General features: G+C 52.3%; 11 protein-coding genes and 1 pseudogene. 10 read left to right on the forward strand and 2 right to left on the reverse strand.

Annotation, left to right across the window (positions count from 1 at the left end):
* The first annotated feature begins 459 nt into the window (after positions 1-459).
* The 8 genes and pseudogenes from F557_RS0109435 (at position 460) to htpG (ending at position 9,338) form a co-directional block, all read left to right on the forward strand.
* The gene (locus F557_RS0109435) at positions 460-1,011 is read left to right on the forward strand and encodes an adenine phosphoribosyltransferase (protein WP_019001981.1); all 552 of its coding nucleotides are present in this window, start codon (positions 460-462) and stop codon (positions 1,009-1,011) included.
* 107 nt (positions 1,012-1,118) lie between these two features.
* Positions 1,119-2,096 (forward strand): hypothetical protein, encoded by a 978-nt coding sequence (locus F557_RS0109445; RefSeq protein WP_157617830.1) that lies wholly within the window; start codon positions 1,119-1,121, stop codon positions 2,094-2,096.
* A 196-nt stretch (positions 2,097-2,292) separates the two neighbouring features.
* Positions 2,293-3,381 (forward strand): annotated as a pseudogene (gene dnaX / locus F557_RS19510) (DNA polymerase III subunit gamma/tau); the annotation flags it as partial.
* Positions 3,382-3,407: 26 nt separating this feature from the next.
* On the forward strand, positions 3,408-4,988 hold the full coding sequence (locus tag F557_RS19515) for a hypothetical protein (protein ID WP_044143317.1): 1,581 nt from the start codon (positions 3,408-3,410) through the stop codon (positions 4,986-4,988).
* Positions 4,989-5,062: 74 nt separating this feature from the next.
* Positions 5,063-5,395, forward strand: coding sequence for a YbaB/EbfC family nucleoid-associated protein (locus F557_RS0109460; protein ID WP_019001986.1), 333 nt, complete (start codon positions 5,063-5,065; stop codon positions 5,393-5,395).
* Positions 5,396-5,488: 93 nt separating this feature from the next.
* Complete coding sequence (gene recR, locus F557_RS0109465; RefSeq protein WP_019001987.1) at positions 5,489-6,088, forward strand: recombination mediator RecR; 600 nt, start codon at positions 5,489-5,491, stop codon at positions 6,086-6,088.
* A gap of 79 nt (positions 6,089-6,167) precedes the next feature.
* Complete coding sequence (locus tag F557_RS0109470) at positions 6,168-7,202, forward strand: hypothetical protein (RefSeq protein WP_157617831.1); 1,035 nt, start codon at positions 6,168-6,170, stop codon at positions 7,200-7,202.
* A 201-nt stretch (positions 7,203-7,403) separates the two neighbouring features.
* On the forward strand, positions 7,404-9,338 hold the full coding sequence (gene htpG, locus F557_RS0109475; RefSeq protein WP_019001989.1) for a molecular chaperone HtpG: 1,935 nt from the start codon (positions 7,404-7,406) through the stop codon (positions 9,336-9,338).
* A gap of 441 nt (positions 9,339-9,779) precedes the next feature.
* Here the strand turns inward: htpG and F557_RS21815 are convergent, their stop codons facing one another.
* The gene (locus tag F557_RS21815; RefSeq protein WP_084761607.1) at positions 9,780-10,067 is read right to left on the reverse strand and encodes a hypothetical protein; all 288 of its coding nucleotides are present in this window, start codon (positions 10,065-10,067) and stop codon (positions 9,780-9,782) included.
* A 333-nt stretch (positions 10,068-10,400) separates the two neighbouring features.
* On the opposite strand from F557_RS21815, the gene F557_RS0109485 reads away from it, so the two are divergent.
* Together F557_RS0109485 and F557_RS0109490 are read left to right on the forward strand one after the other, a co-directional pair.
* Positions 10,401-11,699, forward strand: coding sequence for a hypothetical protein (locus tag F557_RS0109485; protein ID WP_157617833.1), 1,299 nt, complete (start codon positions 10,401-10,403; stop codon positions 11,697-11,699).
* A gap of 68 nt (positions 11,700-11,767) precedes the next feature.
* Complete coding sequence (locus F557_RS0109490; RefSeq protein ID WP_019001992.1) at positions 11,768-12,595, forward strand: hypothetical protein; 828 nt, start codon at positions 11,768-11,770, stop codon at positions 12,593-12,595.
* A 253-nt stretch (positions 12,596-12,848) separates the two neighbouring features.
* Here the strand turns inward: F557_RS0109490 and focA are convergent, their stop codons facing one another.
* The gene (focA, locus tag F557_RS0109495) at positions 12,849-13,715 is read right to left on the reverse strand and encodes a formate transporter FocA (RefSeq protein ID WP_026297850.1); all 867 of its coding nucleotides are present in this window, start codon (positions 13,713-13,715) and stop codon (positions 12,849-12,851) included.
* Between the last annotated feature and the right edge of the window lie 99 nt (positions 13,716-13,814).

The following is a 13,814-nucleotide window of genomic DNA, read 5'->3' on the forward strand; positions in this document are numbered from 1 at the left end:
TTTATAAATGCCAAAAAAAGAACAGGGTTTACAGGCAAGTCCACCTCCGTCTTTGATCGTATCACTTTTCAAATTTCGTTACCGTGGATGGCCTCCAAGTTTTTCCTTTCACCACCAGGCCACATCTCAAATGCATGGGCAGGCTCTAAGGCCTTATAGGTTTCAAGAGCGAAAACTTATGTACCGGACCATGAACTTACAACGGTCTAGTACTTTCTTTCATGGGGTATGTCAGGGATAAAACGGCCATACCCTGGGTGATTTGAGAGGGATTTCCCGAGGAAGGAGGGCGGAGGAAGAGGCCTCAAATTTATTCCGGACAGGGATTTGCGGCTACGGTCAGAAAAGTATCCTCTTTCCAGAGATCCGGTCATGTCCGGATTCTGCCGTTGTGATATTATTGGTGCAGGGTTCGGTCTTATGATTGATTAGTTTTGCAAAAACAGGGAGGAAGGTTCCGTGGTCAGCGAAGAGTGCTTGGATTTTCTTAGGGGGTGCCTGAAATCAATTCCCGATTTCCCGAAACCGGGCATCATTTTTCGGGATATTACTTCGGTGTGCGAGAATCCCAAGGCGTTTGCCATGCTCTGCGAGGCCATGGCGGATTCCTTCAGGTATCTGGGAATAACCAAGGTGGCGGCCACTGAAGCCCGGGGCTTTGTTTTCGGAGCTCCGATTGCCGCCGCTCTTAATGCCGGCTTTGTCATGATCCGCAAGAAGGGCAAGCTGCCCCGGGAGGTCTACCAGGAAAACTATGATCTGGAATACGGTTCCAGTACGCTGGAAATACACCGGGATGCTATTTCTGCTGCTGACAGGGTGCTGGTAGTTGATGATCTGATTGCCACCGGAGGAACTGTCAGGGCCGCCATCAATCTCATTCAGAAATGCGGCGGCAGAGTTATGGGCGCTTCCTTTGCCATCAATCTGGTGGATCTGGGCGGAGCCCGGATGCTGGAGCGGGAATTTGGAATCAAGTCCTATTCCGTCCTGAATTTTGAGGGGGCGTAAAGCCGGTATCCGGGAATGATACAGAATGAGTCCGGAGGATTTCTTCAGAAAAATGGAGGCGCTTTTTCCGGAGTCCGTTTGCAGTTTTTGGGGAGGTGATGTGCCGTATGACAGTGTTACGGAAAAGCCTGTTTCTGGCGCTTCTGTCCGGCGTCGCCGCTACAGGGGTGGCCATGGCGCAGTTTTTGGATGATTTCCGGGATCCTCCCGAATGCGGACAGCATCATGAATACTGGGACAAGTCGCTGTCTTCGGATATTAAATCCGAAACTATTGTTCATTTTGAGTATAACAGTTTCCCCGGCCCGGGATTTATAGTGCCGGAAGTCTCCTTAGAAGCGCGTCCGGACAGTGAGTCGGAACCCTTTCCGAACTTTTATGTCCTTTTTGACCGGACCCCTTCGGGAGCTGTCAGAGTGGTGGCCCGGGGCGGCAATAATACCGGACACCGGGACGGCTCCCGGTTTGTGGTGCGCTACGAGATTTCCGATGACGGGCTTCCCAGAGAGCTTCAGACGATTGTCAGAAAGCATAATCTGAGCAGGGATAATGGCCATGTCAGTCATACCGACGGGCTCCCCACCGGAGACGGATCTATCCTGAGCGTCAGATATGATTCCGGCGAGGCCATATACCGGGGCAACAATGTTTTTCCGCTTCTGGATGATGCGGCTACCCGGGAAATTTACCAGGCCTTCAGAAGAGCAGCCAGGAGGCAGGGCTATGACTTTACCACTGCCGGATCCAGCGAGCCGGTTTATGATGATCCCACGGTGGAGATGCTGCAGGGAATCTGGAAGGGAAAGCATTTCGGACGGGAATGCGTTGCGGAGATCACGGGGCAGCATATCAGAATTTTCTATGACGGGGAGCTTGCAGACGATACTGATTATGTGATTTTCGAGGGGATGGTGAAGCCGAACCGGCTGGCTAAAAACTCCTCTCCGGATGATAAGTATCCCCGGTATGATAATTTCCGGGCCTTTACCAGTATTTCCAAAAAGAACGGCTTTACCATTGTGGGACATGTTTTTCGGAACGGATCGTCATCCTCTGTTGAGCTGTTCCGGCAGGACAATAGGTGACGGAAGCCGGAGATTGCAAGAATGAGCATAAATTCAGGGGCGGATATTTGCGGCAGCCTTCAGAAATTTTTCCCGGAATCTGTCCGGCGGTAAACTTTTTCCGAAAAATTTTGTAAAATGCCCGGTATCTTTTCAGCGATGCGCGTATCCGGTGCGGGGAATACCGGCCGGAACGGACATCTTTTGACGGAATATTATGGCTTCCTATACAGTTCTTGCACGTAAGTACCGGCCGCAGACCTTTCAGGATGTGGTGGGACAGACTCATGTTCTTGCGGCTTTGTCCAACGCCCTGGATTCCGGACGCCTGCATCATGCCTATCTGCTTACCGGTACACGCGGAGTCGGTAAAACTACCATCGCCAGAATTCTGGCCAAGTGTTTCAACTGCGAAAACGGCATCACTTCCCGGCCCTGCGGGGTCTGCCATAACTGTCAGGCTATTCAGAACGGTACCTTCCCGGATCTTATTGAGATCGACGCCGCCTCCCGTACCAAGGTCGAGGATACCCGGGACATTCTGGACAATGTGCAGTACAGCCCCCAGGCGGGCCGTTTCAAGGTGTACATTATCGACGAAGTCCACATGCTGTCCGGAGGCTCCTTCAATGCGCTCCTGAAAACCCTGGAGGAACCGCCGGAGTATGTCAAGTTCATTCTGGCTACCACGGATCCCCAGAAGCTTCCGGTCACAGTGGTTTCCCGCTGTCTGCAGTTCCAGCTTAAGGCGCTGACTCTGGATGAAATCAGAAATCAGCTGAAGACCGTTCTTTCCAGAGAGGAAATCGGTTTTGAGGAGGAGGCTCTTTCGGAGCTTTCCCGGGCTGCCCGGGGCAGTATGCGCGATGCCCTCAGTCTTACGGATCAGGCTATAGCCCTTGGGGGCGGACGGGTTACTGTAGCCGGTGTTACCGGCATGCTGGGAACCCTGGATACCTCCTATCTTACGGAGATTCTCAGTGTTATTGCCGAGAACAGCGGCTCCCGTCTGGCCGGAGTTCTGGAAACAGTCTCCGGGGTGACTCCCGATTTTGATACCCTCCATGTGAGTCTGGCTCAGATATTCCATGACCTCGCCCTTTACCAGGTGGCCGGTCCCTGTGAGGATCACTACTGTCTGAAGGGGGAGCTTATGGCGGAGTTTGCCAAAAAGTTCTCGCCCGAGGAGCTCCAGCTTTACTATCAGATTGTGCTGGAGGGGCGCCGGGAGCTTCCCTATGCTCCGGATGGTCTGGCCGCTTTTGAAATGACTCTGCTGCGGCTTCTGGCCTTCAATTTAAAAAAAAAAGGAGAATAGCAGCCAGCCGGCGGGTGCGTTTTCCTGACCTGGCAGGCTCATCTCAGGAGCAGGTTCTTCTTGAGGTTGCCCGGCTCGTAAACAAAAATCTTCCCAAAAAAGCTCCGGAAGCTCCCCTGTCTGCATTAAGCGGTGTTGCCGAATCCCGCCGGGATCGGCAGAGCGGTTTTGGAACTCAGATGGCGGACCGGCTTGGGCAGCCGCCCCGGGTGTCGAACCAGTCCCTGGCTCTCCGCAGTCAGAAAAGCGACAGTGCCCGCAACACCGTTTTCAGCGAGCTGGAGCAGCGCTATGCCAATCTTTTTGGCTATATTGCGCTTCTGGACAGCGCCATCGCCAGGGCCGGAAAGGATCTGGAGAAGAAGCGTGAGGATCGCTTTAACCAGGAAAAGAAGAATCAGCTGCGCCGGCAGCAGGAGGAAGGGGAGCGCATAAGCCGCAAGAACGCTGCTTTGATCCGGGGAAATCTGGAACTGTCCACGCAGGATCTTGCCTTTGCTGCCAATCCCATAGCTGCCGCCATGCAGACCGAAAAGCGGATTCAGGATTCTCTTGCCGGGCCTGCCGGAAAAATCATGGAGCCCACCTACACCAGAGTTCCGGGCATGGAGTCTCTTATTTCCAGCAATATGGGACCAGAGGTGCCGCCTGAGCTCAGGACGCCGGATGCGGGCGAGAATTTTCCGGCCCCGGCGGCAGCGCCGTCCGCAGCGGCAGCTCCGTTTTCCCAGGGGGCGGCCGGAAATAGTTCCGGCAGTGCTTCCGCCTCCGGCAGTATTCCCTGTGAAGCGCCCCCTCCGGCGGTTTCTTCTGCTCCGGTTCCGAATTCTGTGCCGCCGCTCCGGGCTGCCGCTCCTGCTTATCCCCCGGAGATGCCGGTCAGGGAGGCAGTGCCGCCGTTCCCGGTATCCGGAAATGAGGTTCCCCATGACTTTCAGCCCGATCCGGAGGACGAGGTGCCGTATCCCGGAGAAGAAGTCATGCCGGAGGCAGAGATTGTCAGCTATGCCCAGGACGGGGACGACGAAACGGATATTACCAACAGCATGGTGTTTACGGATGTGGATCTTAATATCCGTTCCGGAGGTTCCCCTGCTCCGGCCGCTCCGGAGCAGGTGCGGGATGAGGTGACGTTTTCGGGCGAACCGGTTACCAGCCACCGGCATTATCTGGGGGATGTTCAGGATTCCTTTACTCAGGATATAATGCGCACTGATTTGCAGGAGGCGGAAAGGGCTGTTATCATATTCGCCGTGCGGCTGGCTGATTCCACTGCCGAGAAATGGCATCTGGCACTTCCCGACAGCTATGCGCTCCTGGTTACCCGGGATATGACTGACAATATGAGTCAGGAGTTTTCCGGAGCGCTGGGCCATCCGGTGGAAATCAGCTGCGAATTTACTCAGGATGCTGATTTCAGCAGGTGTCCGGATGCTCTGGCCCGGGCCTACTGCCGGAATCTGTATGCCTCAGAACGGGAATCCCTGCTCCGGAATCCGTCTTTTCAGGATCTGGTCAGGGGGCTTGAGCTTAATCTGGGATCGGCGCAGTTCTATCTGGAGGATCGGAAGGACGTTAAAGCCGCGGACAGATGATTTTTTAACGGCGGTACCGGGAAATCCCGCGGGCTGCCGCAGTATGTGCACAAATATTTTTTAAGGATGTGACTATGTTTGGAAATCTGGGAAATCTGGGCAACCTGATGAAGCAGGCTCAGACTATGCAGGATCGGGCCAAGAAGGCGCAGGAGGAAATCGCCGCCTATGTTGCCGAGGGGGAGGCCGGTGGCGGTCTTGTAAAGGTAACCATGACCGGTGAGCATAAGGTTACCAAAGTGGAAATTGCCGATTCAGTTTTCGGGGATGACAAGGATATGTGTGAGGATCTTCTGGTCACCGCTCTTAACAATGCTGCTGAACGCATTCGCGAGTTTTCCGCCGAGAAGATGAAGAAGGTTACCAACGGCATTCCGCTTCCTCCGGGATTTAATTTGCCGTTCTGATTTTTTTTCGGGGCAGGGGGACTGAGTTTCCCCTGTTTTTTTTGCTTCCGCATTCACTACCGGACATGCTTCCGGAATTTCAGAGATATTTTTATGAAATTCAGTCCGCTCCTTGAGAATCTCATTAATGAACTGCAGATAATGCCGGGAATCGGTCCCCGCAGCGCTCAGAGAATTGCCTTTGCGCTGCTGGATCGGGATCGGGACGGTGCGCTTCGCCTCTCCAGGGCTTTGGAAAAGGCCATGTACCGCATTCACTACTGCAGTGAATGTCAGAGCTACTGCGAGGGAGATATCTGTGAAATATGCCAGAGCGAATCCCGTAAGGCCAGCAAGCTTCTCTGCGTGGTGGAATCCCCCTCTGACGTGCTGGCCATTGAAAAAACCTCCGAATTCAACGGTACCTATTTTGTGCTGCACGGTCATCTGAACCCCCTGGAGGGCATCGGCCCCAAGGAGCTTCATCTGGACGTTCTGGAGCAGCTGATTGACAAATATCGCTACCGGGAAATAATTCTGGCCACCAACCCGACGGTAGAGGGGGATGCCACCGCGCACTTTATCGGTCATATCGCTTCAAAGTATCAGATACCGGTATCTCAGATTGCCCGGGGTATTCCGGTGGGCGGGGAGCTGGATGCCATAGACGGATCCACTCTGATGCGCTCCTTTACGGGAAGACGTCCTCTTTAGCAGGCGGGAGTGTTTTTTTAAGCGGCGGCAGACAGGACAGGGTCAATCCGGAGTTAACTGTAATGGAGGAATGATTCTCATGATTAAATACCGTATTGGAAGGAGACGAGCCGGGGCGGTGCGTGACGCTCTTGATTTCTGGCAGGAGTCGGGAATGCTCTCTCAGGAGCAGCATGACACTCTCAGAGATTCTATTGAGGTTGAATTTGACTGGTCCCGGCTGGCCTTTCATGCCACCTGGATTGCGGCGGTCTGTCTGGTTACGGGCCTCGTGGCACTTCTGGCCAGCGATATTATTGTGGCGCTTCTGGAAAATGCTCCGGCGGCACTCCGGGCAGTGAGTTCCTTTGTCACGGCCGGGCTTCTGGTGTTTTTCGGATTCCGTCTCAGACTCCGGGATCATCCCCACATTAAAACCTACGGCATTCTGCTCTTTCTGGGCTGTGTCTTCATCGGCCTCGGATTTACCCAGGTGGCGGTAGCTCTGGATCTGAATGACGTCAGTGCTCATTACATTTTTCTTGCGGCGTGCCTGATTTACGGTCTGATAGGCTGGTATGGCAAGTCATCCCTGGCCTGGCTGTTTGCTCTGATGTCCTTCAGTTCCTGGATGGGGGTGAAAACAGGCTATTCCTGGGGCGGATACTGGCTTATGGATTCGCACCCGCTGCAGTCCATGGTGTACGGGGCATTCCTTACGGGACTGTCTTTACTGCCTTATTCCGCCGGCGTGCTCAGATCCCGGGAAGTTCACGGGGTAACCCAGGTCTGGGGGCTTCTGGCCCTGTTCATTCCTCTGTGGATTGCGTCCATCTGGGGTGTTGGCGAGCATCGGGCACAGGCCGGAGAGCTTATTGCCTGGTCCCTGATCATGGCTATTGCGGCGGTGGGCGCTCTTCTGGGAGGGATCCGGCTGGAAAGCGGCCGGCTTATCGGCTTCGGGGCGACCTTTATCGGCATTGAGCTTTATACCAAGTATTTTGAATACTGCTGGGAACGTTTGAATATGGGGCTGTTTTTCATGATTCTGGGCGGGAGTCTGATTATTCTGGTAAGGCTGATTATGAAGTACCGGATTGAAAACCGGAAGGAGCTTCCGGAGCAGTCAGCCTGATTTCAGGCCTCTGGTGATGACAGAAGACCCGGTTTTCCGGGTCTTTTCCTATTCCGGGCAGAAGTGACTGTTCCATTTCCCGAAAAGAATCTTGAATTTCAAAAAAGAGTCCCCATTTAAGGTGCAGTAACGGATCAGTATCCCTGAAAGGTCTCCTCCGAAAAAACGGGGACAGGGAATGTATTTTGGGAGTATAGCAAAATGACAGACAATACCGAAAAGCGTGGTTTTCAGACAGAAGTAAAGCAGCTTCTCAATCTTCTGGCCAACAGTCTCTATTCAAACAAGGAGGTTTTTCTCCGCGAGCTTATTTCAAATGCTTCAGACGCCATTGACAAGCTGCGTTTCAAGGCTGTTCAGGATCAGTCGGTTTACGGCAATGATTCCAATCTTCATATTCGTCTCTCCGCTGACAAGGACAAGAAGACCCTGACCATTTCCGATAACGGTATCGGTATGACCCGCGATCAGATTTGCGAGCACCTGGGGACCATTGCCAAGTCCGGCACCGCCGAGTTCTTCAAGAACCTTTCCGGCGATCAGGCCAGGGATTCCCAGCTTATCGGTCAGTTCGGCGTAGGCTTTTACTCTGCCTTTATTGTGGCCGACAAGGTAACCGTAATCAGCCGTTCTGCCGAAGCTGCTCCGGATCAGGCAGTTTGCTGGGAGTCTGACGGCACCGGCGAATATACTGTCAGCACCGTAAACAAGGCAGATCGCGGTACCGATGTTATTCTTTCTCTTAAAGAAGAGAATTCCGAGTATCTGGAGGACTGGACTCTGCGTTCCGCTGTTACCAAGTATTCCGATCATATTTCTGTTCCGGTAGAAATGCTGGAAACCGTTAAGCCTGAAAAGAAGGACGACGCCGAGGAAAACAAGGACGAGAAGGAAGCAGAGACTGCCGAATACACCGAGTGGAAGCAGATTAATGAGGCCAAGGCTCTCTGGACCCGTTCCGCCAAAGATATTACCGATGACGAATACAAGGAATTCTACAAGCATATTTCTCATGATTATGATGATCCGCTGGTATGGGCTCACAATCATGTGGAAGGTGCTCAGGAATATACTTCCCTGCTTTATGTTCCGAAGCATGCTCCCTGGGATCTGTTTAACCGTGAGCAGAAGCACGGCCTTAAGCTTTACGTGCAGCGCGTGTTCATCATGGATGATGCCGAGCAGTTTATGCCGGGCTACCTCAGATTTGTAAAGGGTGTGCTGGATTCCAATGATCTGCCGCTTAATGTCTCCCGTGAAATTCTTCAGGACAGCAAGCTGACCTCCAAGCTGAAGTCCGGCTGTACCAAGAAGGCTCTCCAGATGCTTACCAAGATGGCCAAGGATGAAAATCAGGACAACTATAAGACCTTCTGGAAGGAATACGGCTCTGTAATCAAGGAAGGTCTGGTAGAGGATTATGAAAACCGTGAGGAGATTTTTGACCTCATCCGTTTTGCCTCCACCCATAACGACAATAGCGAGCAGAACGTTTCTCTAAAGGACTATATCTCCCGCATGCCTGAAAAGCAGAAGAATATCTACTTCCTGACTGCCGCTACTTATGCCGCCGCTGCTTCCAGCCCGTACCTTGAAACCTTCAAGAAGAAGGGCATCGAGGTGCTCCTGCTCACCGAGCGTGTTGACGAATGGGTAATGAACCAGGTTACCGAATACAAGGAGAAGAAGTTTATCTCCGTAACTGCCTCTGATCTGGAACTGGGCGATCTGGAGGACAAGGAAGAGAAGGAAAAGCAGGAAAGCCAGGCCAAGGAAAACGAGGATTTCCTGAAGAAGGTTAAAGAGGCACTCGGCGAGCAGGTTACCGATGTCAAGGTTACCAACCGTCTTACCGACACTCCGAGCTGCGTAATCGGTCAGGGCAACCAGATGATGACCGCTCAGATGCGCCGTCTCCTGGAAGCCAGCGGTCAGAAGCTTCCGGACGAGAAGTATACTCTGGAGATCAACATGGATCACGATCTGGTCAAGCAGCTTGCTCAGGAAACTGACGAGAGCCGTTTCAAGGACTGGGCACAGCTGATTCTTGACGAGGCTATTCTGGCAGATCAGGGGGCTCTTAAGGAACCCGCCAGATACGTGAAGCTGGTTAACTCGCTTCTCCTCCATAAGTAACAGGTTGCCGCGGCGGGATGAGGATCTCCCGTAGCGGATAAACCTGAGCATTAGAGAAAGGCCGGATGAAATATTCCGGTCTTTTTTTGCTGTAATTGTTTAAAGAGCGGCAGGGATAATGAGCAGAAACCGGAAAAGCCGGAGGGAAAGACTGCCAGCAGTGCTTCGTACTCTCCGGCCAGTCAGCCGCAGTGTGCCTTATCCTGTTTCATAGAAAACTGCTGAATTAGGTGTTCTGCCTGAAAATCGAGTCTTTTGATTCGTGGCAGTCTCTTCGGAAATCTGAAAAAAGGTTCTGTTAGGGAAGTGTGCTGATTACTGCTTTTATGATTATTCTGATAGCTGCGTTTTTTACAAAAAAAGACAGACACCCTTCGGTGCCTGCCTGATTCACTAGTCAACCCCGTATTCTAATATTAAGCTATTTCCCGCTTCCGGGCCTTAGCGCCATCTCGGTCCCGGTCCGCCATGGTGATGATACCCGTGATGGTGGTGATGGTGGTGATGGTAGTGCGGCGGCGGAGGCGCATGATGCCATCCCCGGTGGTGGTGATAATAATAGGGGGCCGGAGGGGGCGGCGGGCGATGCCAGTATACTACCGGAACCGGCGGAACCGGAGTCGGTGCCACGGCGCAGAAGGGGCCGGCACAAACATACGCACTGGCAAAGGCCGATGGAGCTGCCATAAGCCCGAAAAGAAGGGCCGTGATGTATAAAAACTTACGCATTTTCTTCATTCCTCCAATTATGAGTGGGGGTGATGTCCGGCTTGAATCAAAATGCCGAATTCTTCGAGATTTACAATAACTCAAAATCTCTGACTTCATTAATTATGACATGAATTCCGGTAATAAGTTTCCTAAGACACAATTCGTAACATTTTGATGGAATCTGATATTTTTCGGGGGGCTGTGCCGCTGTTTCGGGGTACGGGAGACAGAATTATCGAAGTCCCTGAGAGCCTGCAAATCCTTTTTCTGACTGGGAGTTTGTGACACTGTTATGAATATGCGGCTTCCGGATGCGGGGTTTTTGATATGGGAGAGCAAAAGACGGCTAAAATGGCAAGAAGTGATCTGTTTGTATCTGATACCGATCAGCGGTTTTCGGTCGTGTCAGGGGAGGTTTTTGTGAGATACGGTTCTGGCGTCTTGTTTTCGGGAATGCTTTTTCTGCTGTCATCCTTCGGCATAGCAGCTTCTGAGAGCGGATGGAGCTTTAACCGGGCCGGGGACACCGTTTATATGCAGCATGGCCAGTACGGTTCATTGATGCTGGAATACCGCTATTCACTGGATGCCTATCGGTTTATCCACGCCCTTGAGGAGCATGAGAATTGCCGGGTGGTGGAAAAGGAATACTATGTCAAGGCTGAAAACTGCCGGGGCTTCAGGGTGATCGAGGCGGTGCAGAGTGCCCGTATTCTGGGTGAGGACAATCCTTCCGGCATTTACTACCTGAATCCGAAAGACAAAGCCGGTCTGGAACAGCTCTATTTTGTGGTTGCCAGTCTTTCCGGGAACCGGGATGGCCGCTTTTCGGAATTTCTGGATTTCCTTTCCGGATGGAAGCTTGAGCTTTCCCCCCGGGAAGCGGTAATCAGAGAAGAACAGACCAGAGTGGAACAGCTCAGGGATGAATATGATCAGATTGACTACTGGGAATACCACGTTAAAAAACCGGGGGTTTACACCTATACGTTCAGTCATGGCAAAACCGGATTAAGAATTATTTTTGAAAACTCCGGCTATCTAATTGACGGGGATACTATTCAAAATGTATCGCAAAGGCTGTCCCGAAAATACGGCTGCAATGCTCCGGCTCAGGTTCCGGAAGCCTTTTTCAAAAATGAGCAGGAAACCGGAGACCGGAAGAAGCAGGAGATGAAGTTTCCCTACACCGAACTCCTGTCCATGGAGTGTCTCAACAATATCCGGGTGTTTGTGGCAGACAACGGCGGCGGAATCTTCTATGACTATGTGGTAAAGCTTCCGACTCCGCCGGCGGATCTTAAAACTCAGGAACCCGTTTCGGAGGGCAAATCTTCCGGAACTTCTCAGACTGCGGCAAAGACTCCGGATAAAGCTTCGGAAACTGGCTCCGGGCAGAATCCTTTACCCGCCTCAGCGGGTAAAGGAAGCACTCCAGAAGCCGGGGGGGCTGACAGTACGGGCGATTCCCCTGCTGAGAAGGCTAGGTCAGCTGAAGGCAGCGGGGCCGAAGAGGTTTCTCAGAAGGCCGGCAGCGAAGGCCTGAATGCGTCTCCAGAGAATGAGTCCGGTGATAGCAGACAGGAGGAATACGACCTTCTGATACAGGAATTTATCAGAAAGACAGAAATTTTTAATCCGGCACTGTAACCGGTACGGACTTCCGGCAGAACACACACCTGCCGGTATTTTTCTGAAAATCAGCGGAGGCGCTTTAGATGAAGTTTTTGAAGTATGCTCTGGCACTGATGCCCCTGCTATTTCCGTGGGAGGCTTTTTCCAGGAATCCGGGGCTGGACAATGACGGCTGGACGATGGCCTTTGACGGAGCGGAGGCCTTTATATCGCATGAGACTCTGGGGGAAATCAGAATGGAGTCCGTGTTTGCTCTCAGTGCCGATCGGGTTCCGGAATATATGAAGCAGATAAGTCTTCTAAAAGGCTGTTCCAGCGGTATTTCCGAAGCCGGTTCCGAAGTTACCGGCTGTGATGAATGGGAGCTTGTGGAAATTCTTAAGGACAGTCATTATATTGGCAAGGGAAAATGGTATCGGGCCTTTTTCTATCGTCCATCCCGTGCCGGATCGCTTGCGAAGATGCGTTTTGTCGGAAAAAGCATTGCCGGGAATGATCCCGTGGATCCCACGGTGCTGGGACTGCATTTCCCGGAATGGACTCTGCTCCGTCAGGATGTGGATGATATGTCCTACACCTATCTCCATGAAGATACGGGAGCTCGGGTGATCTTTGAGAAGGGCGGTTTCTATTTTGACGGAGATACTGCAGAAATTGTTGTGGAGCGTCTGAAGAACCGCTATCAGTGCGGTAATCCCGTAAAGACTGAAATCCGCACCTCCGGCAAAAAGCCGGAGCATCCCTATTCCGGCGGGGTAAAGATGTTCTGTCCGGATCATACCGCGATATACGTGTTTAAAAACGGTGGCACGGTTATCTATGATTTTGTGATAAAGGCGTTAACCCCGGAGGCTGAAAAGGCCGGACTGAATTTCATCCTGAAAACAGAAGAGCTTAATCCGCTGATGTAGCATCGCTATCCCGGATATTTCTTTCCGGGGGCTCCCTTGCCCGCTTCTGCTGCGGTGTTCTTTTAGTAAAGCGAGGATCCGGGCACAGAAGGAATTTCCGCGAATATTCTCTTTAGGGGGCGCGTGGTAGCGCCTGCTTTGCTTAATTTATGGCATTAAAAAAGCCGCCCTTATGAAGAGCGGCCCGGAGTACCTTCTTGAAAGAAGCTTTGCCAGGATCTGCCCGGAAAGATTTCCGGACTGGCGTTTTCTGTCAGTGCTTCTGCCCTGCCTTCACATTGAGATACCAGTTCCAGAGGCCGATAAAGATGCCGCCTCCGATAATGTTTCCGATGGTTACCGGGATGAGGTTCTTAACAACAAAGTTCATTACGGTAAGAGATTCATAGTGCGTAATGTCCAGTCCGGTACTGCTCCAGAATTCCGGTTTGGCAAAGTTGACAATGCTGATTCCTGCCGGAATCATGAACATGTTGGCAATGCTGTGCTCGAATCCGGAGGCCACAAACATGCCCACGGGAAATATCATGGCCAGCATCTTGTCGGTCAGAGTTTTTCCGGCAAAGCCTACCCAGACGGCCAGGCAGACCATGATATTGCAGAAAATGCCCATGGTCATGGCTTCCAGAAAGCCCCGAATCCAGCTTTCCCCCTCCCGGAAATGCGATATCTTGTGGAGCGAGGTATCCAGCACCACCTGTCCCCAGTGTCCGTGAAAGGCGTCATACTGCCGGGCCAGCATTACCAGGGAGACAATGATAAGGCCGCCGATAAGGTTTCCAGAATAGACAATCCCCCAGTTCTTAAGGAGCTGCCGCCAGGTGGTCAGGCCCGAAGCCCGGGCCACCAGAGTCAGAGTTGAGGAGGTAAAGAGCTCTCCGCTGAGGATAACGCAGAGCATAAGCCCCAGTGAAAAGCAGAGACCGCCCACCAGCTTGCCGTGGCCGTCCGCCAGCGCCGTGGTGTAAAACATAAACGCCAGAGCGATGAAGGCTCCGGCGTTTACTGCCATCAGTAGGGCCTGCCAGGAGGGGCGGTTGGCCTTATGCTCGGTGATATGCTCGGCGGCTTTTGCTGTTTCCTCGGAGGAAAGACAGCAGGAATTTTTTTCTTGTGTCATATCTGAAAAAAAGCCTTGGTATATGGTAAAAGCAGTACCGGTAATTGTGAGGTGCGGCATCTCCGATGCCGGTGTCATTTTATCAGAGATAAAATAATT

Source organism: Succinimonas amylolytica DSM 2873, assembly GCF_000378405.1.
In the GTDB taxonomy this organism is placed as follows: domain Bacteria; phylum Pseudomonadota; class Gammaproteobacteria; order Enterobacterales; family Succinivibrionaceae; genus Succinimonas; species Succinimonas amylolytica.